16 protein-coding genes are annotated in these 21,029 nt (G+C 38.3%); 14 read left to right on the top strand and 2 right to left on the bottom strand.

What is annotated here, in order from left to right; translation table 11 throughout:
• The first annotated feature begins 59 nt into the window (after positions 1-59).
• The 5 genes from nifJ (at position 60) to IGI47_RS09060 (ending at position 9,855) form a co-directional block, all read left to right on the top strand.
• A complete protein-coding gene (gene nifJ / locus IGI47_RS09080) occupies positions 60-3,725 on the top strand; it encodes a pyruvate:ferredoxin (flavodoxin) oxidoreductase (RefSeq protein WP_438784007.1) in 3,666 nt (1,221 codons plus the stop codon).
• Positions 3,726-4,309: 584 nt separating this feature from the next.
• Complete coding sequence (cdaA, locus tag IGI47_RS09075; protein WP_311930953.1) at positions 4,310-5,197, top strand: diadenylate cyclase CdaA; 888 nt, start codon at positions 4,310-4,312, stop codon at positions 5,195-5,197.
• Positions 5,194-6,348, top strand: a complete 1,155-nt coding sequence (locus IGI47_RS09070) for a CdaR family protein (RefSeq protein ID WP_438784006.1) — start codon at positions 5,194-5,196, stop codon at positions 6,346-6,348. Before cdaA ends, IGI47_RS09070 begins: the two co-directional genes overlap by 4 nt.
• Positions 6,349-6,371: 23 nt before the next feature.
• Positions 6,372-7,727 (top strand): phosphoglucosamine mutase, encoded by a 1,356-nt coding sequence (glmM, locus tag IGI47_RS09065; RefSeq protein ID WP_438784005.1) that lies wholly within the window; start codon positions 6,372-6,374, stop codon positions 7,725-7,727.
• A 430-nt stretch (positions 7,728-8,157) separates the two neighbouring features.
• Entirely contained in the window at positions 8,158-9,855 is a 1,698-nt protein-coding gene (locus tag IGI47_RS09060; protein WP_438784004.1) for a fibronectin type III domain-containing protein, read from the top strand.
• A gap of 181 nt (positions 9,856-10,036) precedes the next feature.
• On the opposite strand, the gene glmS is transcribed toward IGI47_RS09060, so the two are convergent.
• Positions 10,037-11,845, bottom strand: a complete 1,809-nt coding sequence (glmS, locus tag IGI47_RS09055) for a glutamine--fructose-6-phosphate transaminase (isomerizing) (RefSeq protein ID WP_438784003.1) — start codon at positions 11,843-11,845, stop codon at positions 10,037-10,039.
• A gap of 395 nt (positions 11,846-12,240) precedes the next feature.
• Here glmS and IGI47_RS09050 point away from each other — a divergent pair, with 395 nt between their 5' ends.
• From IGI47_RS09050 to yihA, 7 genes are all read left to right on the top strand, one after another.
• Positions 12,241-12,531, top strand: coding sequence for a hypothetical protein (locus IGI47_RS09050; RefSeq protein ID WP_311930958.1), 291 nt, complete (start codon positions 12,241-12,243; stop codon positions 12,529-12,531).
• A gap of 12 nt (positions 12,532-12,543) precedes the next feature.
• Entirely contained in the window at positions 12,544-13,572 is a 1,029-nt protein-coding gene (sppA, locus tag IGI47_RS09045) for a signal peptide peptidase SppA (RefSeq protein WP_438784002.1), read from the top strand.
• Positions 13,573-13,574: 2 nt separating this feature from the next.
• Positions 13,575-14,237 carry an RDD family protein gene (locus IGI47_RS09040; RefSeq protein WP_438784001.1) on the top strand — a complete coding sequence of 221 codons (663 nt, stop codon included), beginning with the start codon at positions 13,575-13,577 and terminating at the stop codon, positions 14,235-14,237.
• A gap of 91 nt (positions 14,238-14,328) precedes the next feature.
• On the top strand, positions 14,329-15,276 hold the full coding sequence (locus IGI47_RS09035; RefSeq protein WP_438784000.1) for a hypothetical protein: 948 nt from the start codon (positions 14,329-14,331) through the stop codon (positions 15,274-15,276).
• Between the two features lie 139 nt (positions 15,277-15,415).
• The gene (gene tig, locus IGI47_RS09030; protein WP_005880001.1) at positions 15,416-16,702 is read left to right on the top strand and encodes a trigger factor; all 1,287 of its coding nucleotides are present in this window, start codon (positions 15,416-15,418) and stop codon (positions 16,700-16,702) included.
• Between the two features lie 186 nt (positions 16,703-16,888).
• On the top strand, positions 16,889-18,139 hold the full coding sequence (gene clpX / locus IGI47_RS09025) for an ATP-dependent Clp protease ATP-binding subunit ClpX (RefSeq protein WP_005879999.1): 1,251 nt from the start codon (positions 16,889-16,891) through the stop codon (positions 18,137-18,139).
• Between the two features lie 169 nt (positions 18,140-18,308).
• Positions 18,309-18,896 (top strand): ribosome biogenesis GTP-binding protein YihA/YsxC, encoded by a 588-nt coding sequence (yihA, locus tag IGI47_RS09020; RefSeq protein WP_438783999.1) that lies wholly within the window; start codon positions 18,309-18,311, stop codon positions 18,894-18,896.
• Between the two features lie 73 nt (positions 18,897-18,969).
• Here the strand turns inward: yihA and IGI47_RS09015 are convergent, their stop codons facing one another.
• Positions 18,970-19,119 carry an SPJ_0845 family protein gene (locus IGI47_RS09015; protein ID WP_005879995.1) on the bottom strand — a complete coding sequence of 50 codons (150 nt, stop codon included), beginning with the start codon at positions 19,117-19,119 and terminating at the stop codon, positions 18,970-18,972.
• Positions 19,120-19,259: 140 nt separating this feature from the next.
• Between IGI47_RS09015 and IGI47_RS09010 the strand changes: the two genes are divergently transcribed.
• Both IGI47_RS09010 and IGI47_RS09005 read left to right on the top strand, forming a co-directional pair.
• Positions 19,260-20,585 (top strand): hypothetical protein, encoded by a 1,326-nt coding sequence (locus IGI47_RS09010; protein WP_438783998.1) that lies wholly within the window; start codon positions 19,260-19,262, stop codon positions 20,583-20,585.
• 10 nt (positions 20,586-20,595) lie between these two features.
• A complete protein-coding gene (locus tag IGI47_RS09005) occupies positions 20,596-20,778 on the top strand; it encodes a hypothetical protein (RefSeq protein ID WP_311930964.1) in 183 nt (60 codons plus the stop codon).
• The last annotated feature ends 251 nt before the right edge of the window (positions 20,779-21,029 follow it).

The raw sequence follows: 21,029 nt of genomic DNA, 5'->3' as shown, positions 1-21,029 counted from the left end.
TTTTTTTACGTTATAATGGAACAGATATTTAAGAGAATTTGAACAAGGATGATGAAAAAATGCGAAAGATGAAAACAATGGATGGGAATACCGCCGCCGCATATATCTCTTATGCGTTTACGGAATTAGCAGCCATTTATCCAATTACACCTAGCTCCACAATGGCTGAGCTAGTCGATCAATGGTCAGCAAGTGGGAAGAAAAATATATTTGGGCAGCCGGTCAAAGTAGTAGAGATGCAATCAGAAGCAGGAGCCGCAGGTGTCGTTCATGGTTCCTTGAAAACTGGTGCTTTAACAACTACCTACACAGCTTCACAAGGGTTACTTTTAATGATCCCTAATATGTACAAAATCGCAGGTGAGTTGCTTCCTAGCGTTTTTCACGTAGCTAGTCGAGCAGTCACGACAAATGCATTGAACATTTTTGGGGACCATGGAGATGTCATGGCCGTACGTCAAACAGGTTTTGCTATGCTTTCAGAAAGTAGTGTGCAAGAAGTAATGGATCTAGCTCCAGTAGCTCACCTCGCTTCTCTTGAGGCGGAACTGCCCTTTGTGAATTTCTTTGATGGTTTCCGAACAAGTCATGAGATCCAAAAAATTGAAGTATTGGAATATGAAGAATTGGCACCATTGATCAATCAGGAAAAACTCGCCTCATTTCGAGAAAGAGGGATGAACCCAAATCATCCAACGGTCAGTGGAACCAACCAAAATCCAGATATCCACTTTCAACAAAGAGAAACAATCAATGCTTATTATGATCGATTGCCAAGTATTGTTCAAAAATATATGCAAAAAATCAATGAATTACGTGGAACAGCATATGACCTCGTGACTTACCATGGTGATCCTGAGGCAGAAGAAGTGATCGTTTCGATGGGTTCAGTAGCACAGACGGTTGAACAAACAGTCGATTATTTGAATAAAAATGGTCGTAAAGTTGGCTTTTTGAATATCCACTTGTATCGCCCATTCCCTATTGATAATCTATTGGAAAAATTACCGGAGTCAACGAAAGCTATTGCTGTGTTAGATCGAAGCAAGGAACCAGGAGCTGGTGGTGAACCGCTCTTGTTAGATGTGCAAAGCGCACTTTATGATGCGGATATCCGACCTAAAGTGATTGGTGGTCGCTATGGTCTGGGATCAAAAGACGTGACACCAGATCAGATCATCAGCGTTTATGATGAACTGCAAAAAGAAAAAAGAGATATGAAGAAACGCTTCACGATCGGGATCGTTGATGATGTAACCTATCAATCACTTGAAAAAAGACCTACGTTAGATTTAACGAATCCCAACACGTATCAGGCAAAATTCTGGGGATTTGGTTCAGATGGTACAGTAGGTGCGAATAAATCAGCAATCAAGATTATTGGTGACCATACAGATAAATATGCACAAGGATACTTTTACTATGACTCTAAGAAATCTGGTGGGCTAACAGTTTCGCACTTGCGTTTTGGTGACACACCTATTCGCTCGACGTATTTGGTTGAACATGCGGACTTTGTTGCGTGTCATACCCCAGCGTATCTACACAGTTATGATTTAGTAAAAGGTTTGAAAAAAGGCGGGACGTTCTTACTTAATACGTTATGGACAGAAAAACAGTTGGAGAACCATCTGCCTATCCGCTTAAAAAAATATTTGGCAGAAAATGACATACAGTTTTATACGATCAATGCGATGCAACTAGCACAAGAAGTAGGTTTAGGTCGTCGAATCAACACGGCGATGGAAACAGCCTTTTTCAAATTAGCGAACATCATTCCGTTTGAGGAAGTGATGCCACTCTTAAAAGAAGAAGCACTAAAAAGCTATGGACATAAATCAATGAAGATCGTTGAAAAAAACGTGCAGGCAATCGATCGTACAGTGGAATTGCTTCACAAAGTGGAAGTGCCTGAACAATGGCGAACATTAGAGATTCCAGTGAAAACAAATCAGGATCAATCACAATATGTTCAAGAAGTGCTTGAACCAATCAATGCACAAGAAGGAAATAGTTTATCCGTTGGGACTTTGGTCGAAAATCAGATGACAACTGGTGAAATGCCTTTAGGGACGGCGAAAGTTGAAAAACGTGGTGTTGCATTAGAAGTGCCTGAGTGGATCAGTGATCGTTGCACAATGTGTAATGAATGTGCTTTTGTTTGTCCCCATGCAGCCATTCGCCCATTTTTGGCAGATGATGAGGAAATGACTGAGGCGCCTGAAGGATTTATCGTACGGGATATGAGAGGGCCAGATGGACTAAAATACCGTATTCAAGTTTCAGTAGAAGACTGTACAGGTTGTGGATTATGCGTAGAAGCTTGTCCAGCAAAAGGAAAAGCATTAGTGATGAAACCTTATGAAGAACAAAAAGAACAAGTTGTCAACTGGGCATTTGCTATGACCTTGAAACAAAAAGAAAATCCAGTAAAGGGTAAAAATTCAGTATTATCTACGCAATTCAATAAACCATTGCTTGAATTTTCAGGAGCTTGTTCAGGCTGTGGAGAAACACCTTACGTCAAATTATTGACACAAATGTTTGGGGATCGGATGATGATCGCGAATGCAACAGGGTGTTCTTCAATCTGGGGTGGAGCTTCACCAGCTTCTCCATATACAACGAATGAATGTGGTCAAGGCCCTGCATGGTCAAATTCTTTACTAGAAGACAATGCTGAGTTTGGCTATGGTATGTTGCTAGCGGCCCAAACACGTCGCGAAGCTTTAGCGAAAGCAATGAGCGAATTGTTGCCGAAAGTTTCACAAGAGTTGCGGGCATTGATGGAGGAATGGTTAGATCATTTATTCGAGAGCGAAGGCACACAGCAAAGAGCTGCAAAACTTCAAGCAGCGATCGAATCAGAGGTTGTGGACGTTCCAGAATTACGGGAAATTCTAAAAGAAAAAAACATTTTTGTGAAAAATAGCCAATGGATGATTGGTGGCGATGGTTGGGCCTATGACATTGGTTTCGGTGGGATTGATCATGTATTAGCAAGTGGTGCAGATGTCAATATTCTCGTGTTGGATAATGAAGTTTATTCTAATACAGGAGGACAAGTGTCTAAAGCCACACCTGCATCAGCCATCGCAAAATTTGCTGCGAGCGGGAAATATGCTTCGAAAAAGGATTTAGGAATGATGGCGATGACGTATGGCAATGTCTACGTTGCCCAAATCGCTTCCGGAGCAAATCAAATGCAAACAATCAAAGCGTTCGAAGAGGCAGAAAAATTCCCTGGGCCTTCATTGATCATCGCCTACACACCATGTATCACACACGGCCTATTTGGTGGAATGAAAGAATCGATCAAAGAAGCAAAAGAGGCTGTTTCTTCTGGATATTGGTCACTATATCGATACAATCCAGAATTGATCGAAAAGAACAAAGTACCAATGACTTTAGATTACAAAAAACCTGATTTTTCAACAATGCCTGATTTTATGCGTAAGCAAGTACGTTTTTCATCATTGGAAAATGCGCATCCGCAATTAGCAGAAAAATTATTTGAAAAAACAGTTCACGATGCGAAGACACGCTTCTACAACTATGCTTCATTAGCAGGCCAATTAGATAAAATCAAAGCAAAAATTGAACCTGCTGAAGAAAAGGAAACGCTCGGAAAGCCTGTGAGAGAAAAAAGAGAGAAAAAAAGTGATCCAGAAGCCGAAGTAAGAAGAGCGGCAAGAAGAGCAGAACGTGCCGCACGTAGAAAATAGGCATTTTCCTATTTTAGTTTCTTGTTTCAGAAAAATGGATTTAAATATTTTTATAAATGGTAAGTTTGATGGGGAGAATGGAGATCTAAGAGCTAAGAAATGATTTACGAAAGTTATTTTTTGATTTAGGATAACTGAACTTCATTTTCGAAAAGCTGGTTTCTGTTTCCACTGATTATTCGGATCTAGAGAATATGGGACAAATTTAAAAATCAGGTTTGCTACAGACTCTCATTCCGAATAAACGGCGTCCAAAAGTCAAGCTTTTCGGAAATTTCAAAAAAACGAACGTGGGACAAAAGTAAGAAATACTTTTGTCTCATTTTTTAAAAAACAATAAACGGTGGGAGCAGAAGCAACTCCTTCTTATTTCTCGAAGTTAAACACTTCTGTCCCATCCTCTTTTCAATTTCTCAAATCTAAACGACTTTTATCTCGACCTCTTGTCTTTTTGAAAAAATAAAACTATGTAATTTTCTTGAAAAAATTGTCGTGAAAATGGAAAAATTCAGGCATAAAAGCCTCAGATATACAAACATATGATATACTTAAGAAGAAATCTCAAAAGAGAAGAGAGGCTTTTTATGTCATTTCAAATCGGAGAACTTTTTAACTTAGATTATTGGCAACAAATGTTTTCCGGTGACTTGTTTTCTCTGAATTTTTTGGTGAACATACTGGATATTTTGGTAGTATGGTATTTGGTCTATAAACTGATCCAACTACTAAGAGGGACGAAAGCAATCCAATTGCTAAAAGGAGTGGCTATTTTCATTGTCATTCGGATCGTGGCTGAGTTGATTGGTCTGCATACTCTATCATGGTTGATGAATCAAGTCATCACTTATGGTGTGATCGCGGCAATCGTTATTTTCCAGCCAGAAATACGACGTGGCTTGGAACATCTTGGTCGAAGTTCGCTCTTCAAACAATCAAAAAGCGAGCAGCAAGAAGATGAAAAAATGATTTTATCCTTCGACAAAGCAATTCAATATATGTCTAAACGTAAGATTGGCGCCTTGATCACAATTGAACGCCATACGGGTTTAGATGAATATATTGAAACAGGGATAGCGCTTGATGCAGATATTACTGGAGAACTTCTTATCAATATTTTCATCCCGAATACACCGTTACATGATGGAGCGGTCATTGTTAAGAATGGGAAGATCGCAGTAGCAAGTGCGTATCTGCCTTTATCTGAAAGTATGTTGATTCCGAAAGAATTCGGAACCCGTCACCGAGCTGCTGTCGGTATCAGTGAGGTCAGCGATGCTATAACAATCGTTGTCTCTGAAGAAACAGGAGACGTCAGTATCACATTAGATAATCAATTGATTCCTGGATTATCACAAGAAGAATACCTCACAATATTACGAAAACAGTTGATTGTTGAGGAAAAAACAAAAAACAAAAAAAATGGGATTCAATCTTTCTTGGACGCAATGACTAAGGGAGGGGATCGGAAATGATCTCAAAAGAGAGACGTACCAGTCTATTGTATGGCTTCGTTGCATTACTGTTCAGTATCGTTCTTTACTTTAATGCCAACGGACAGACAGTTCAGAGTACGCTATCTGGAAACGAGTCGTATAGCCAAACTGTTTCGAATGTGCCGATTCAACTATTATATGATACGGATAAATACTATATCCACGGCTATGAGAATACAGCTACTGTAAAGCTTAGTAGTGCTAACCGTGTGCAATTGAATGCAGAGTCAAATGCAGATACACGTACGTTTAGAGTTACTGCTGATCTAACGAATGTTGGTGAAGGTACACATGAAGTATCGTTGAAAGTACGTAACCTAAGCAGCGCTGTTACATCGAGGTTGCAACCTGAAACGATCACCGTTACAATTGAAAAGAAAGTGACGAAAACGTTTGATGTAGAAACTGTTGTGCCTTCTGGATCTACACCATCTGGTTATGAATTGGATAAAACAAATGTTGATCCAGATGAAGTGACGATCACGACAGGAGATAAAACACTATCTGAGATCCACCAAGTAGTAGCTGTTGTTGATCCTTCCATGATTAAAGATGAAGGTATCAATAGTGAAGTCCCTGTTCAAGCGTTGAACCAGGCAGGGGAGGCATTGAGTATCGTGTCAGATCCTGTTCAGGTAAAAGTGACCGCGGATGCAATCAAACCGAAAAAATCGGTGCGTCTATATGGAACACAACAAGGCACACCAGGTTCAGGTGTTAAGAGTTACGATTTTAAATTTTCAGAACTAGATGCAGTGGTCACTGGTTCGAATGAACAGCTTGCATTGATTGGCGACAGTATTCCGGTACCAATCGATGTCTCAGGTATCACTCATCGGACAACAAGAAACATCGATATCCCGGTTGAACGAGGGTTAAGTATTTCGCCAAAGTCAGTGAGTGTTGAAATCACACCGATTTTAGCTTCATCTGATAGCAGTTCTTCAAGCAATCGAAGTCAAGGTGCTGAAAAAGAGAACAAGACAAATACAAGTTTTTCAACGACGAATTCGACGACATCGTCTTCATCACAACAATCGGAGTCTAGTCAAGGCTCTGAAAGTAGCGTTTCGAGTGAATCAACAAGTAGCAGTACTCAAATGAGTCAAACGAATTCATCGGAAAATTAAGTTAAAGGAGCAAATTTACAATTATGGGTAAATATTTTGGAACAGATGGTGTCCGTGGCGAGGCAAACAAAGAACTGACACCAGAATTAGCGTTTAAATTAGGTAGATGTGGCGGTTATGTCTTGAGTCAGCATGAGACAGAAGGGAAACGCCCGCGTGTATTGGTCGGACGTGACACAAGAATTTCAGGCCAGATGTTAGAGGAAGCATTGATATCCGGATTATTATCTGTTGGTATTGAAGTATTCCAACTTGGCGTGATTTCAACTCCAGGAGTCGCTTATTTAACAAGATTACAAAAAGCCAGTGCCGGAGTAATGATTTCTGCTTCTCATAATCCAGCGCAAGATAATGGAATCAAATTTTTCGGTGCAGATGGATTTAAATTAGTAGATGATCAAGAATTAGAGATTGAGGCTTTATTAGATTCAGAAGTAGACGAATTACCACGACCTTCTGCTGAAGGGCTTGGTACAGTAGAAGAATTTCCAGAAGGTCTGTTGAAATATTCTCAATTCCTAGTACAAACGATCAATGGAGATCTTTCTGGATTGACTATTTGTGTCGATGCTGCAAATGGTGCGACTTCAACATCTGTTAATCGCTTGTTTGCAGATTTGGAAACAGATTTCTATACGATGGGAACAAATCCAAATGGGTTGAACATCAATGATGGAGTTGGTTCGACACATCCAGAAAAATTGGCAGAAATGGTTGTGGAAAAAGGTGCAGATGCTGGTTTAGCTTTCGATGGTGATGGTGACCGTATCATTGCAGTTGATGAATTAGGAAATATCGTTGATGGCGATAAAATCATGTTTATCTGTGCGAAATATCTTTCTGAAAAGAATCGTTTGAAGAAAGATACGATCGTTACTACGGTCATGAGTAATTTAGGATTCCATAAAGCAGTGGAAAGTGTCGGCTTAAAAGATGTGATCACGCAAGTGGGAGATCGCTATGTAGTAGAAGAAATGCGCAAGAATGACTACAATTTTGGTGGGGAACAATCTGGGCACATGATTTTCTTAGATTTCAATACTACTGGAGACGGTATGTTATCTGGAATCCAATTATTGAATATCATGAAGCAAACAGGTAAAAAACTATCTGAACTTGCGGCAGAAGTAACGATCTATCCTCAAAAATTAGTAAATATCCGTGTCAGCAACAAAAATGGTGCGATGGAAGTACCTGCAATCAAAGCAGTTATCGAAGAGGCAGAAGCAGAAATGGGTGATGAAGGAAGAATTTTAGTTCGTCCTTCTGGAACAGAACCGTTATTACGTGTAATGGCTGAAGCACCAACACATGAAAAAGTTGATTATTACGTGGATAAAATCGCAGCAGTTGTAAGAGAAGAAATTGGATTAGACTAACATTTGGTTACGTGATTTTTCTTGTGATAAGTCGACACCAATGACTTTATCCAAGGTGTCAATGAATCGCTTTAAATAAAAAAGCAATCAATCTTTAAATTTGGAAAACAAATTTTGAGGTTGATTGCTTTTTTTGTTGGACGAGTAGTACAAAAAAAGGAGATGGACTGAAAAGACCGCTCTTTCTTAAAATCACCAGGAGGCACAAAAACCAATCATACAAGTTAACTCCTTCACGATTTCTTTAGATCATCTTTCCAGGTTATAGAAAAGTTAGTTGGATAGGATAATTTCCAAAGTACTGTGCTCTAATGCAGACAACTGTTATGTGACAACTTTATTTTCTTTATATAAGAAAAATAGTGTTTCAAAAAAAACTAGATGTATTAAACTAACAGCGATAATACTCTCAGGAAAGGAAAGTGATAAGATGAAATCTATAAGGAAATACCTGCCTTTATTTGCAATACTACTTCTTTTTATAAAACCTTTTGTAGCAGTTGCCATTTCTCCGCAAGGATCAGTTAAAGAGGTGATCATCAAGAATGGAGAATTCAATGAAGGATTGAAGGATTGGATCGTTTCAAGTCCTGGAGAAAACAACCCATCTCTGGTAGTGGATAGTAACGGCAATCAATATGTAAAAGCAACGAATGGTGAAAATATCCTCCAATATGTTCAGTTAAAACCAAATTCTACGTATCGATTTGCGTATTACGTGATTGGTGATCCTGATTTTCCAGCGATTGTCGAGTTTGGCACGTTGAATCATGACCAAGGATACCATCCACTGAAGGAAGAAAAGCATTATGACATCGCTTGGAAACAACATGAATTTATTTTTACAACACCAACAGATGAGAATACTTATGTCATTCGCTTTGCTTCGAGTGGCAATGGCGAAGCTAAATTTGATAATGTTCAAGCCGCTTGGTTGGATCTGGAGAGTCCATCGATTCCACAAAAATTACTGGTGGAAAGTGTTACTTCTGATAAGGTGAGTTTGTCGTGGGAGGCATCCACAGATAACATCGGTGTAGCCGACTATCGTGTTTATCGGGATAAACAGTTGGTCCAAGAGGTTCAAGGAGAACAGTTTACAGATACTGGGTTGACGGAAGACACTGAATATACATATGAGGTACGGTCTTTTGATGCAGCAGGGAACCAGTCGGAAGCAAGTAATGAAGTCTTTGCACGAACGAGTGTACCAGCAGTGGATGACGAAGCGCCTACGATACCTCTGAATCTAAAAGTGGAGAATGTGAGAACAGATAAGGTGAGTTTGTCGTGGGAGGCATCCACAGATAACATCGGTGTAGCCGGCTATCGTGTTTATCGGGATAAACAGTTGGTCCAAGAGGTTCAAGGAGAACAGTTTACAGATACTGGGTTGACGGAAGACACTGAATATACATATGAGGTACGGTCTTTTGATGCAGCAGGGAACCAGTCGGAAGCAAGTAATAGAATCAATGTAAGAACGAAGAAAATCGTTGATCACAAGCCGCCTACGACACCGATGAATGTAAGGGCGACAGTCGTGAAAGAAAATAAAGTGACCTTACTTTGGGGAGCTTCCAGTGATGAGAGTGGCATTAGAAGTTACCAAGTGTATCGAAATAGTATTTTGGTTGGTAGTCTTCCAGGCGATACCTTATCCTATACAGATACGAATTTATCTGAAAAAACAAAATATTATTATACAATAACCGCCTGTGATCGTGCTGGAAATGTATCGGTGGCATCTAAAGCATTGCTCATCACGACCAAAGGAACAACCCTTCCTCCAATAGTAGAAGAAAAGCCGAAAGAAGAAAAACCTTCTCTAAGCGTGCCTCGACCTCCGCAAAAAGAGAATATAGGCAACTCAACAGTAGATGCTTCTGGTAACAAAATGGAGAAAGAACAAACGGGGATGATAAATCAAGGGAAGAATCGCCCCGTAGATCATTCGCTTGATCTAACTGCAGAGGTAATACAAAAAATCAGTAAAATATTGACCAAAGATAGTGTTAAAACTCTACCATTAACTGGCACACAAAAGAATTCACTTATAAAGATGAGTGGCGTGGGTATAACAGCAATTAGTTTGTGTTTGTTTTATATAAGGAAACGGAGAAAATAAAAAAGATTCTGGGACAAAAGTAAGTAATACTTTTTATCTCAGAATCTGTATACGTATAAACAGTAAGGCAGAAGCATGTTGTTGGGAAAAATAAGTCACGATTCACAAAATTTCGAAAAGTGATTTCTGTGAATCCGTCCTGATGTTCGGAGTGAAATACTTCTGCCTCGACTGTTTTTTGTCATTCTACTGTTACTGATTTTGCGAGATTACGTGGTTTATCAACGTCTAATCCTCTTAGAAGTGTGGCATAATAGGCAATTAATTGAGTAGGGATAACTGTAGCCAATGGTGTCAATAATGGATGGACTACAGGAAGAACGAGTTGGTCTTGTTCCATTTCAAGTCCCTTTGCCGCAATCACTAATGTTTTCGCTCCACGGCTTTCTACTTCTCTCAAATTGCCTCTTGTATGTGATCCAGTAACCGCCTCACTAATGATCCCAATCACTGGTGTTCCTTCTTCGATCAAAGCGATCGTTCCGTGTTTTAATTCACCGGCTGCAAATCCTTCCGCTTGGATATAGCTGATTTCCTTTAATTTCAAAGCAGCTTCCAGTGAAACAGCGTAATCAGCTCCGCGTCCGATATAAAACGCATTTCGAGTATCTGTCAAATACTCTGTAGCAAGTTGATGCAGTTCATCTTTTTGTGTGATGATCTCTTCCATGGCATTTGCTACAATACCAAGTTCATGGCTAATATCGAATGTTTGTGCATTTTTTAATTGTTTTGTTTCACCAATGGCCTTCGCTAACAGTGCAAGTACAGCAATTTGTGCTGTATAGGCTTTGGTTGATGCAACAGCGATTTCAGGTCCCGCATGTAATAGAAGAGTGAAAGAAGCTTCTCTTGATAAAGTTGAACCTGGAACGTTTGTGATCGTCAGTGTAGGGTGTCCTAGTTCATTGATTTTAACTAAAACCTGACGACTGTCGGCTGTTTCACCACTTTGGCTTAAGAAAACAAAAAATGGTTTTTCCGAAAGTAAAGGCATCGAATAACCAAATTCACTAGCTAAGTGGACTTCTACAGGAATATTCGTCAATTTTTCGAGTATTGGCTTACCTGCTAGGCCCGCATGATAGCTCGTTCCGCAAGCTACGATGAAAATCCGATCACTTTCTTTCGCGGTAGCTAACATTTTTTCATCCATCATAATTTGATGCTGTTGGTTCGTATATGCTTGGATGATTTTTCTCATCACGATGGGCTGTTCATCGATTTCTTTCAGCATATAGTAAGGATATGTGCCTTTTTCGATGTCTGTTGCATCGATCTGTGCCTCGAAAGAAGGGCGATCCACAGAAATACCGTCAATTGTTTGGATAGATATATTGTCTTTTGTTACGATGACTACTTCACCATCTTCGATTTCGACAAACTCTCTAGTATAAGAAAGCATTGCCATTGCGTCGCTAGCAACTACATTGAATCCATCCCCTAAGCCAATCAATAAAGGGCTTTTATTTTTTGCTACGAAGATCGTGTTAGGAAGAGTTCTGTCTATCAATGCAAAAGCATAAGAACCTTTGATCAATTGTAATGCTTTAGTGAACGCAACTTTTGTAGGCCATCCTTGATCTGCAAAAAATTCGATCAAATGAGCAACAATCTCTGTATCTGTTTCTCCAACAAAAGTATCGTTTGCTAAATAATTTGTTTTTACTTCTTCAAAATTTTCGATCACACCGTTATGGACAAGAACGAAACGACCTGTTTGTGAAGTATGCGGATGTGCATTTTTTTCAGTCGGTTCACCATGAGTTGCCCATCTTGTATGACCGATACCGATGGAGCCGATCATTTCATCTGTTAGTTTATCCTTTAGATTTTGGATTCTGCCCTGCGCCTTGATCAAGTAATCTGCTTCATCATTTGCAATAAAGATACCAGCTGAGTCGTAGCCGCGGTATTCTAATTTTTCAAGTCCGTTGATCAAACCAGGAGTTACATTTTCTAAACCTATCATTCCAACAATTCCACACATAAAAAAACATCCTACTTTCTATAATAATCTCATTAAGAAAGTTTCCAGCTGCATGGATATTTCTTTGTTCTATCTTCACAGATAGTTTTTTTGAATATCCTATAGAGTGCATTCCCTGAGGTCACCCGCCGAAATTTCGATAAACCTCTTCCTCGTCATCTGTCGCTACAGATCAGGCGCTATTCCGTTAATGGTCTATTCGTACCACCTTTTAATATTTTTTTCTGGAAACATCTAAAATAATAACTTTTTTATGTTGGTTTTGTCAATGGATAAGCAAAAAAATATAATTGGTATATATATGGTTGGAGCAACTGGTAAAATTCCTAATTTTAGCTATCATCTTTTTGAATAGTTCGGTACAATAATATTTAAGAAACAAAAGGAGGATAAAAATGGAAGCGCAAATAGAAATCATGACATTGGGTCAGTTAAAACAACGTTTAGCCGAACTTGAAAAAATAAGTGAGATCACTGATGAAACGAAAATCTTTTTGGATACAGGTTGGGATAGTATCCAAGAAATCTCTCCTGACGCGTTAGCGGTGGAGGATGCACAACGTTTTGCAGTAGAAGATGAATTGACAAAAGAAAAATTCATTGGTTATGCATTAGAAGAAAAAGCAGAGAAAATGAATGCTGAAGAGAAAAAAGAAAAAGTGATCGTCATCAAAAATTTATATTAGGAGAGAAGTCGTATGAATAAAAAGCGTTGGATCGCCGTTTTGATTGCTACTGGGTTGTTGGTCATCTCATTAGTCTCGTCAAGTTTAACTACGAAAGAGAAAGAAGAAACACAAATGACTGGCTTGAATAGTTTGCTTTATGGAAATGATGAATTGACTCCAACTGTGCTTGAAGATGGGGATAGTACAGAAAAAATCGTGAAATTGACTGTTGATGGCACGATAGCCAGTGGTGGTTCATCGGGACTGTTTGCATCAGAAGGATACAATCATGAAAACTTTATGGAACAATTAAAAGCAATTCAAGAAGACAAGAGTGTAAAGGGAATCTTTTTAGAAGTGAATTCTCCAGGAGGAGGCGTTTATGAAAGCGCCGAAATTGCTAAGACATTGAAAGATATTCATACAGAGCGAAAAATCCCGATGTATGTGAGTATGAAAAATACAGCAGCCAGTGGTGGCTATTACATCTCTGCGCAAGCAGACAAAATCTTTGCAACAGACGAAACGGTTACTGGATCGATTGGAGTAATCATGTCTGGTTTGAATTATTCAGGATTATTGGAAAAGCTCGGAGTAAAAGATACAACTGTGAAGAGTGGTGCGCTAAAAGATATGGGGTCAAGTACTAGACCAACAACGAAAGAAGACCAAAAAGTACTTCAAGCGTACATCGATAGTGCTTATAATCGGTTTGTGAAGGTAGTCAGCGAAGGAAGACACAAAACAGAAGCTGAAGTGAAACAGATTGCTGACGGCCGTATCTATGATGGGGCACAAGCGAAAGAAATTGGGTTAGTCGATGAGATTGCTTATCCAGAGGACGCACTAAAAGCAATGCGTAAAGAACAAAAACTAGAAAATGCACAGTTAGTTGAATATTCCGCTAGTTCTACTGGTTTTGCTAATACGTGGCTAGGTTCTAAATTAGCTCAGTTCCAAGGATTAAAAGCTTCAGAAACCAACCAGATATTGACACTTCTTGAAAATCTTGGGACAGCGGAATCTCCAAAAGCAATGTATTATTACGGAGGTGAGTAAGAATGTCTGAACATTTAGAAGAGGATCAAACAAAATCTGAGCAAGAACATCATGACCGTCCAGCTGTTGGACCTGATCCTAATTTCTCTCAAAAAATTCTCCAATCTTTTAAAGAACGTCCTTTGACGGAAAGTGAAATTGAGACGAAACAGAAAAATTGGCAACGGTATACAAAAGAACGACCAGAAGTTCCAAAAGTCAATGATTTCCCAAAGTATTTTTATGCTGGGTTTTGGGTAAGGCTTGGTGCCTTTTTGATTGATTTGTTATGTATAGGTTCAATTACTCGATTGACATTAGGTATCGCTTTGAATCTTGGTTGGATCGATTATGCAAATTCTTACCTAAGTTTCTATGGTGGAGCGGCATTGGTTATTTATTTAGCTTATTTTGTTTTATTGACGAAACTGAACCATGGACAAACGATCGGCAAAATGATTTTTGGTATTCGTGTAGTTGGTTTTGACGAGACAGAATTAAGTTGGTCGACTGTTTTGGTTAGAGAAGGTGCATGCCGATTCATACTAAAATTTCCATTGTTGTTTATAGGTTATCTGCCAGTTATCTTTAGCAAGAGAAAACAGCATATTGGTGATTACTTCTCAAATACGAGTGTTGTAACGATCAATTTGATCAAGGCTTTCAACCAAGAAGTGCATGCATAACATAAAAAAATCGTGATAATACAAAAAATATTGTCATGATTTTTTTTATTTGCTACTATTGAAAGCGATGAACTGAAAGGAGGAGGAAGAAGTGGACCAAATTGATTTTCCAGATAAATATGAAAATCTGATGCGTATTGCGCAACAAGCCTTAGCAGACCATCGGTACACACAGGCGAAAGAACTATTATTACGGGCATATGACCTAGAACCTAACTTTGAGGCAAATAGTCTGCTAGTCTTTTGTCTATTTGAACTTGATGAAAAACAAGAAGCGTTGAGTCAAGCAGTGCTTCATGAAAGTGAATATCTGGCAAGTGAAGAATTTGCTGGATTTTATTTTGATTTATTGATCGCAAACAATGATTTTTTGTATGTCCGCAAATTGATTGCAAGTTGTACTTTCCCAGAAGAATTTGAACAATCTATTATCAATAAAGTCCAACAAGCGGAGCAATTTTCTAGCCAAGTGGAACGGCAAAATATTCGAGAAATCCACCGTTTGGCAGAGCTATTACCCACAATGGCACCGACTGAACAGTTATTGATGATCCAAAAAATCGAAGAGTTACCCTACCATGAATTTGTTCAGGTAGTAACAAAATTGATCATTATGCCTGAAGTCCAGTTATTGGCGAGAGCGAAGATGCTCGAATCACTGACCCAAGTGAAAGAGTGTCATCCTATTTCGTATTTGACAATCGACGAAACATTAGTCCAATTCATTCCTAAGTCACTGCCTACGCCGGAAAACCAACCTGCTTATCAAGAACTTCGTCGATTAGCAGAAGAATTTGAGAACCAAGATGCATTTTTAAGTACAGTTTTGAAAGAAGAGTTTGCTATGCAATCTGCGCTCGTTTATCCGATCTATGATACATATATCAATGATCCCAACAGCTGGTTCGACTTAACTGTAGCAGTATACCGCAACGACCTACCTGCGGACTACACAGAAGTAGAAATAGCAGAATTCATGAATAAAAGAGCGGATATTTTGAAAGAAATGATGATCTTACAAGAGGGGATCAGATACTAAAAAGATAAAAAAGTCATGAAAAACGGGGATTCTAGTCACTCAATATGTTTACAATTTGAGAGGGTTAGTGTACTATTTAAAGGTATGCATGAAACGTTTTTGATGTATAAAATGAATTTCTAAACTCGGAGGGAATTAAATGACTGCAACATTTGAAAAAAAAGGCACAAATGATGGTGTTTTAAAATTTACGATTGCGCAAGATGAAATCCAAAAAGGACTAACAACTGCGTTTAATAAAGTTAAAGGAAACTTGAATGTACCAGGATTCCGTAAAGGAAAAGTTTCTCGTCAAGTATTTAATCGTATGTATGGTGAAGAAGCACTTTATGAAGATGCATTGAATGCTGTTTTACCAGAAGCTTATGAAGCTGCTGTTAAAGAAGCTGGAATCGACCCTGTATCTCAACCTCAAATCGATGTTGAAAGTATGGAAAAAGGCCAAGACTGGGTGATCACTGCTGAAGTAACAGTGAAACCTGAAGTGAAATTAGGTCAATATAAAGACTTAGTCGTTGAAAAACAAGACCGTGAAGTAACAGAAGCAGACCTTGAAGAACGTATCAAACGCGAACAAGAAGCACAAGCTGAATTAGTGATCAAAGAAGACGCTGCAGCAGAAGATGGCGATACAGTAGTGATCGATTTTGAAGGTTTCGTTGATGGCGAAGCTTTTGACGGTGGAAAAGGTGAAAACTACTCACTTGAATTAGGCTCTGGCTCATTCATTCCTGGATTTGAAGAACAACTTGTTGGTAAAAAATCAGGAGAAAGCCTAGATGTAACTGTGACATTCCCAGAAGATTATCAAGCAGAAGATCTAGCTGGAAAAGAAGCAGTCTTCAAAGTGACTGTTCATGAAGTAAAATCAAAAGAAGTTCCTGAATTAGACGATGAATTCGCAAAAGATGTGGATGATGAAGTATCTACATTGGCTGAACTAAAAGAAAAATACCTTAAAGAATTAACTGAAGCAAAAGAAAAAGCAGCAGATGATGCAAAAGACGAAGCTGCTATCCGTTTAGCTGTTGAAAATGCAGAAATCGTTGACCTTCCACACGTAATGGTCCACGATGAAGTACACCGTTCAATGGACGAATTCTTGAACAATATGCAACGTCAAGGAATCTCACCAGAAATGTACTATCAATTAACTGGTTCTACTGAAGAAGACTTGCATAAACAATTTGAAGGCGAAGCGGAAACTCGTACAAAAACAAACCTTGTGATCGAAGCAATCGCTAAAGCTGAAAACTTAGAAGCAACTGAAGAAGAAATCAATGCAGAAATCCAAGAATTGGCTGATTCTTACAACATGCCGATCGACCAAATCAAACGTGTATTGACAGATGATATGTTAGAACACGATGTAACAATGAAAAAAGCAATCGATTTGATCACTGGTACAGCAACTGAAGCAGAATAATTTTTGCTAGATGAAAATCGAAAGCAGACAGGCTATGATCATAGCCTGTCTCTTTTTCCCTTTCTTGGGGATTATGTAGATTGTTTTGTACTTTTGCTTTTATTTAAATTATGTTATGATAGTAAAAGACTGTAAAGTCTGTGATAGTTTCTTGCATGTTCAAGTGTGAGTTAAGGGGTGAAGACCATGTATGATAATCCAAGTGGTAACGAGACCGTACGTTGTTCTTTTTGCGGAAAGACACAAGAAGAAGTAAAAAAAATCGTAGCAGGTCCAGGGGTCTACATCTGTAATGAATGTATCGACCTATGTAAAGAAATCATTGATGAAGAATTTTATGAAGAAGCTGTACGTGAGTTTACAGAAGTACCGAAACCAGCAGAAATTTTAGATGTTTTAAATAGTTACGTGATTGGTCAGGATCGTGCAAAACGATCATTAGCTGTAGCTGTGTACAATCATTACAAACGCGTCAACCAACAAGCGCAAGATGATGCTGATGAAGTAGAACTACAAAAGAGTAATATCTGTTTGATCGGTCCTACTGGATCAGGGAAAACATTTTTAGCACAAACGTTAGCGAAGACATTGAATGTTCCTTTTGCGATTGCGGATGCTACAAGTCTAACAGAAGCGGGATATGTCGGAGAAGATGTAGAAAATATCTTGTTGAAGTTATTGCAATCAGCTGATTATAACGTTGAGCGTGCGGAAAAAGGGATCATCTACATTGATGAAATCGATAAAATCGCGCGTAAAAGTGAAAATGTCTCAATCACTCGTGATGTTTCGGGTGAAGGAGTACAACAAGCTTTACTAAAAATTCTTGAAGGTACAGTAGCGAGCGTTCCGCCTCAAGGAGGACGTAAACATCCTCATCAAGAATTTATCCAGATTGATACTACGAATGTATTATTCATCGTAGGTGGTGCTTTCGATGGTATCGAAACAATCGTCAAAAACCGTATGGGTGAAAAAACGATCGGATTTGGTACGAATAATCAGAAATTGTCAGAGGATGAAAGTGTAATGCAACACATCATTCCAGAAGATTTGCTTAAGTTTGGGTTGATTCCTGAATTCATCGGACGCTTACCAGTAATGGCGGCTTTGGAAAAATTAACCGCTGCCGATCTTGTTCGCATCTTGACTGAACCAAAAAATGCATTAGTCAAACAATATCAAAAATTGCTATCCTTAGATGATACTGAGTTGGAATTTGAACCAGATGCACTAGAAGCAATTGCGAAAAAAGCAATCGACAGAAATACCGGTGCGCGCGGCTTGCGTTCGATCATCGAAGAAATCATGATGGATGTGATGTTTGATATTCCATCAAATGAAGCAATCGAAAAAGTGATCATCACAAAAGAAGCTGCTGAACTTACTGGTGAGCCAACGATTGTCTACAAAGATTCTGAGAAAAAAGCTGGCTAAAACTTTAGGCTGTTGCGAAAGTCGTTTATCGCTTTTGCGGCAGCTCTTTCTTTAGTATCGAAGGAGCAAATAGAAAAAGCAAAAAGGCAGTTTAAAAAGCTGTTGGTCAAACATCGAATGATACAACCAGTTTGACTGATGGTTAGTAGTGTTTAAGGAGAGAAGAGTTATGAAAGTACATCAAGCGGATATCGTGATCAGTGCGGTCGCACCAAAACAATATCCAGAAACAGATTTACCTGAAATCGCTTTGGCTGGAAGATCAAATGTGGGGAAGTCATCATTTATCAATACATTGATCGATCGCAAAAATTTGGCACGTACTTCAGGCAAGCCTGGTAAGACACAAACACTGAATTTTTACTTGATTGAAAATGCGTTGCACTTTGTTGACGTTCCAGGTTATGGGTATGCGAAAGTATCAAAAACAGAACGTGCGAAATGGGGGGAGATGATCGAAACCTATATCACAACTAGGCAGCAATTGCGTGCGGTTGTCTCGTTAGTTGATTTACGCCACAGACCTTCACAAGAAGATATCCAAATGTACGAATTTTTGAAGTATTATGATATTCCAGTTATCGTAGTAGCTACAAAAGCAGATAAAATCCCTAGAGGAAAATGGAATAAACACGAAAGTGAAATAAAGAAAGTACTTGATTTTGATCATAACGATCAATTTATTTTGTTTTCTTCTGTAACGAAGCAAGGAAAAGAAGAAGCGTGGCAGGCTATTGAAGCGGTAATTGCAGAATAAAAAAGTTAAAAAGACTTGTAGTGATTTGACACTCCAAAGATTGGAGAAATTCAAATTTACTACAAGTCTTTTTTTATTTCTTTTTCTTGTCTTTTTTTAAATCATCTTTTGGTTTTAAGAAGCGATCGATTTCTTCCTTAGAAGCAACTGTTTTTTCTGGATCAACCGCAAATGATTCGAATAATTTATCAAGATTATCGGTGCGTTCAAATTTTAAGCCCATTTTGTCCACCTCGTTTGAGAATTTATAGCTTCATTCTACCATGGAATATTTGTAAATGCAGTCAAGACTTTAAATTTTAGTTTTTTCTTATATTTGGTTATAATTTAATTATAAAATAATTTGAAAGAGGTGAGAAAGGTATGGAAGAGAATAAATTATTAATGACGATCCAACTGACCGAATTGAATCAATTTGAGAAGAAAAATCAAATTGAGGATTGGCTTGCGTTTATTCGATTGTTGATTACGCCGTCCTATTTCCAATCTTCTCATCAAGGAATGAGACCATTCGAATTGAAGAGATTCCAACAAGTGTTATTTCAGGAGGGGCCACTGGATTTTGGCTGGTTCATCATAGGAAATGACGGAAATGAATTCAGCATTCATTTTGACGGACAAGAAATAGTGATGAAAAATATTTTTCAAAAGCAACTGATGGATAAGCATGCTGCTGTCATACGAGATTATATCAGAACAAAGATGTTTCAGCATGGTGTTTTTGCGTATATAAGATCTTACGATGAATTCGTGTACAACAATACCACAGATATAGATGAACGTTTGCTCATTGAAACGAAAGAAGAAATTCGTCTATTACCAAAAATCAAACGGGCAGATGGAGAAATTATCGTTGACTGTAATCAATTTTCTGGATATGACCTATCTTACCAAGGGTTGTGTTTTACTTCTTGCTGGGAAATGTATTACAGTTCCTACTATTATCGTGTGATTCCCAAACAAATCTTCTTGGATGTGCAACAAGTGGAATGGGTCAAAGAGTATGAGAATCAGGTAGTTGCTGTACAGCTATATCGCGACCCCTTCAATTGGAAAGCTGAAGTCAATCAGCAATTTCAAGCTTACTATCGCGATCAGTTGGGATTTGATCATTTAGCGTGGGACAATGGCATAGGGTTATTAAAAACTCCTTTTATAGAATATGCCTATACAGACAAAAGTGTTCAATCTGTTCAATATCAAAATAGAATGATGCAGCCTGCCCCCAAGAAGAAAGCTACCTTTTTTGTTACTAGAAGCTATGATTTTGAAAAAGATGAATATAGAGAAAAGAGGATAAAAGGTGCATTGAATACTCAAGCTTACTTTCCTTGGGTGGATGAGCAACGTGCGCAAATGATGTCTTACAAAGTAATCGATCCGAGCATTACACTAGATAACGGTATTCAAGCTTATTGTTATTATATCCGAGAGTACTTGGAAGTAGCGGTAGAGGATGAAAAGTATCAAGAATATCTATTGATTTTACGACTTTATGTCCCAAGTGATATTTTAAAAAATGTGCCCCTGGATGAGATACGTGAGGAATTATCCGATATCAAGTTCAAAAGATTTAGAAAACGAAGAGGTAGATTGGCTTTTGACGTAAAGAAAGATATCCATCATTTGAGAGTAGAGATCTTAGATTATCCGAAGTTAGAACAGTTAGCGACAGCACAAAAAAGTTGAGGTGGAAAAAATGGACAAACGTTTATACTATCGCATCATGCTACCTACAGCATTACTTGCTTTACTCATTTTTTTGATTCCAAGAATACCGATACGTTCAATTTTGGGATTTTTAGTCATGCTTAGCGGACTGGGCTTTTATTATTATACCCTTCATAAAATTAAAATAAGTAAACAAAAAGAAAAAGTCTAATCAATAACCAGATGGTTGACCGATAGTGATAGTTAAATAAGTGATAAATAACAGAACGTCGAAGCACACAAAAACTTGTGGTATTCGAACTTACGTGGACGTATTCAAGCTTCTGTCATTTATCGCTTTTTTGATATATAGGGTGAATTTTGAATGAAATGATTCGTTTATGGTTGCAAGAGAATATTTTTGAGTGTTTTTGAATGTTTTGTATTGAATTTATAAAAATAATATGCTACTATTTGTCATGA

Origin of the sequence: Enterococcus sp. AZ191 (genome assembly GCF_051713845.1) — a bacterium.
In the GTDB taxonomy this organism is placed as follows: Bacteria; Bacillota; Bacilli; order Lactobacillales; family Enterococcaceae; genus Enterococcus_B; species Enterococcus_B durans.
Note: the sequence above shows the minus strand (reverse complement) of the source record. Positions and strands in the feature narration are given on the sequence as shown.

Bases quoted from the DNA above. Each gene is read 5' to 3' on its own strand.
- nifJ (WP_438784007.1), top strand. From the start codon at position 60: ATGCGAAAGATGAAAACAATGGATGGGAATACCGCCGCCGCATATATC.
- cdaA (WP_311930953.1), top strand. From the start codon at position 4,310: ATGTCATTTCAAATCGGAGAACTTTTTAACTTAGATTATTGGCAACAA.
- IGI47_RS09070 (WP_438784006.1), top strand. From the start codon at position 5,194: ATGATCTCAAAAGAGAGACGTACCAGTCTATTGTATGGCTTCGTTGCA.
- glmM (WP_438784005.1), top strand. From the start codon at position 6,372: ATGGGTAAATATTTTGGAACAGATGGTGTCCGTGGCGAGGCAAACAAA.
- IGI47_RS09060 (WP_438784004.1), top strand. From the start codon at position 8,158: ATGAAATCTATAAGGAAATACCTGCCTTTATTTGCAATACTACTTCTT.
- glmS (WP_438784003.1), bottom strand. From the start codon at position 11,845: ATGTGTGGAATTGTTGGAATGATAGGTTTAGAAAATGTAACTCCTGGT.
- IGI47_RS09050 (WP_311930958.1), top strand. From the start codon at position 12,241: ATGGAAGCGCAAATAGAAATCATGACATTGGGTCAGTTAAAACAACGT.
- sppA (WP_438784002.1), top strand. From the start codon at position 12,544: ATGAATAAAAAGCGTTGGATCGCCGTTTTGATTGCTACTGGGTTGTTG.
- IGI47_RS09040 (WP_438784001.1), top strand. From the start codon at position 13,575: ATGTCTGAACATTTAGAAGAGGATCAAACAAAATCTGAGCAAGAACAT.
- tig (WP_005880001.1), top strand. From the start codon at position 15,416: ATGACTGCAACATTTGAAAAAAAAGGCACAAATGATGGTGTTTTAAAA.
- clpX (WP_005879999.1), top strand. From the start codon at position 16,889: ATGTATGATAATCCAAGTGGTAACGAGACCGTACGTTGTTCTTTTTGC.
- yihA (WP_438783999.1), top strand. From the start codon at position 18,309: ATGAAAGTACATCAAGCGGATATCGTGATCAGTGCGGTCGCACCAAAA.
- IGI47_RS09015 (WP_005879995.1), bottom strand. From the start codon at position 19,119: ATGGGCTTAAAATTTGAACGCACCGATAATCTTGATAAATTATTCGAA.
- IGI47_RS09010 (WP_438783998.1), top strand. From the start codon at position 19,260: ATGGAAGAGAATAAATTATTAATGACGATCCAACTGACCGAATTGAAT.
- IGI47_RS09005 (WP_311930964.1), top strand. From the start codon at position 20,596: ATGGACAAACGTTTATACTATCGCATCATGCTACCTACAGCATTACTT.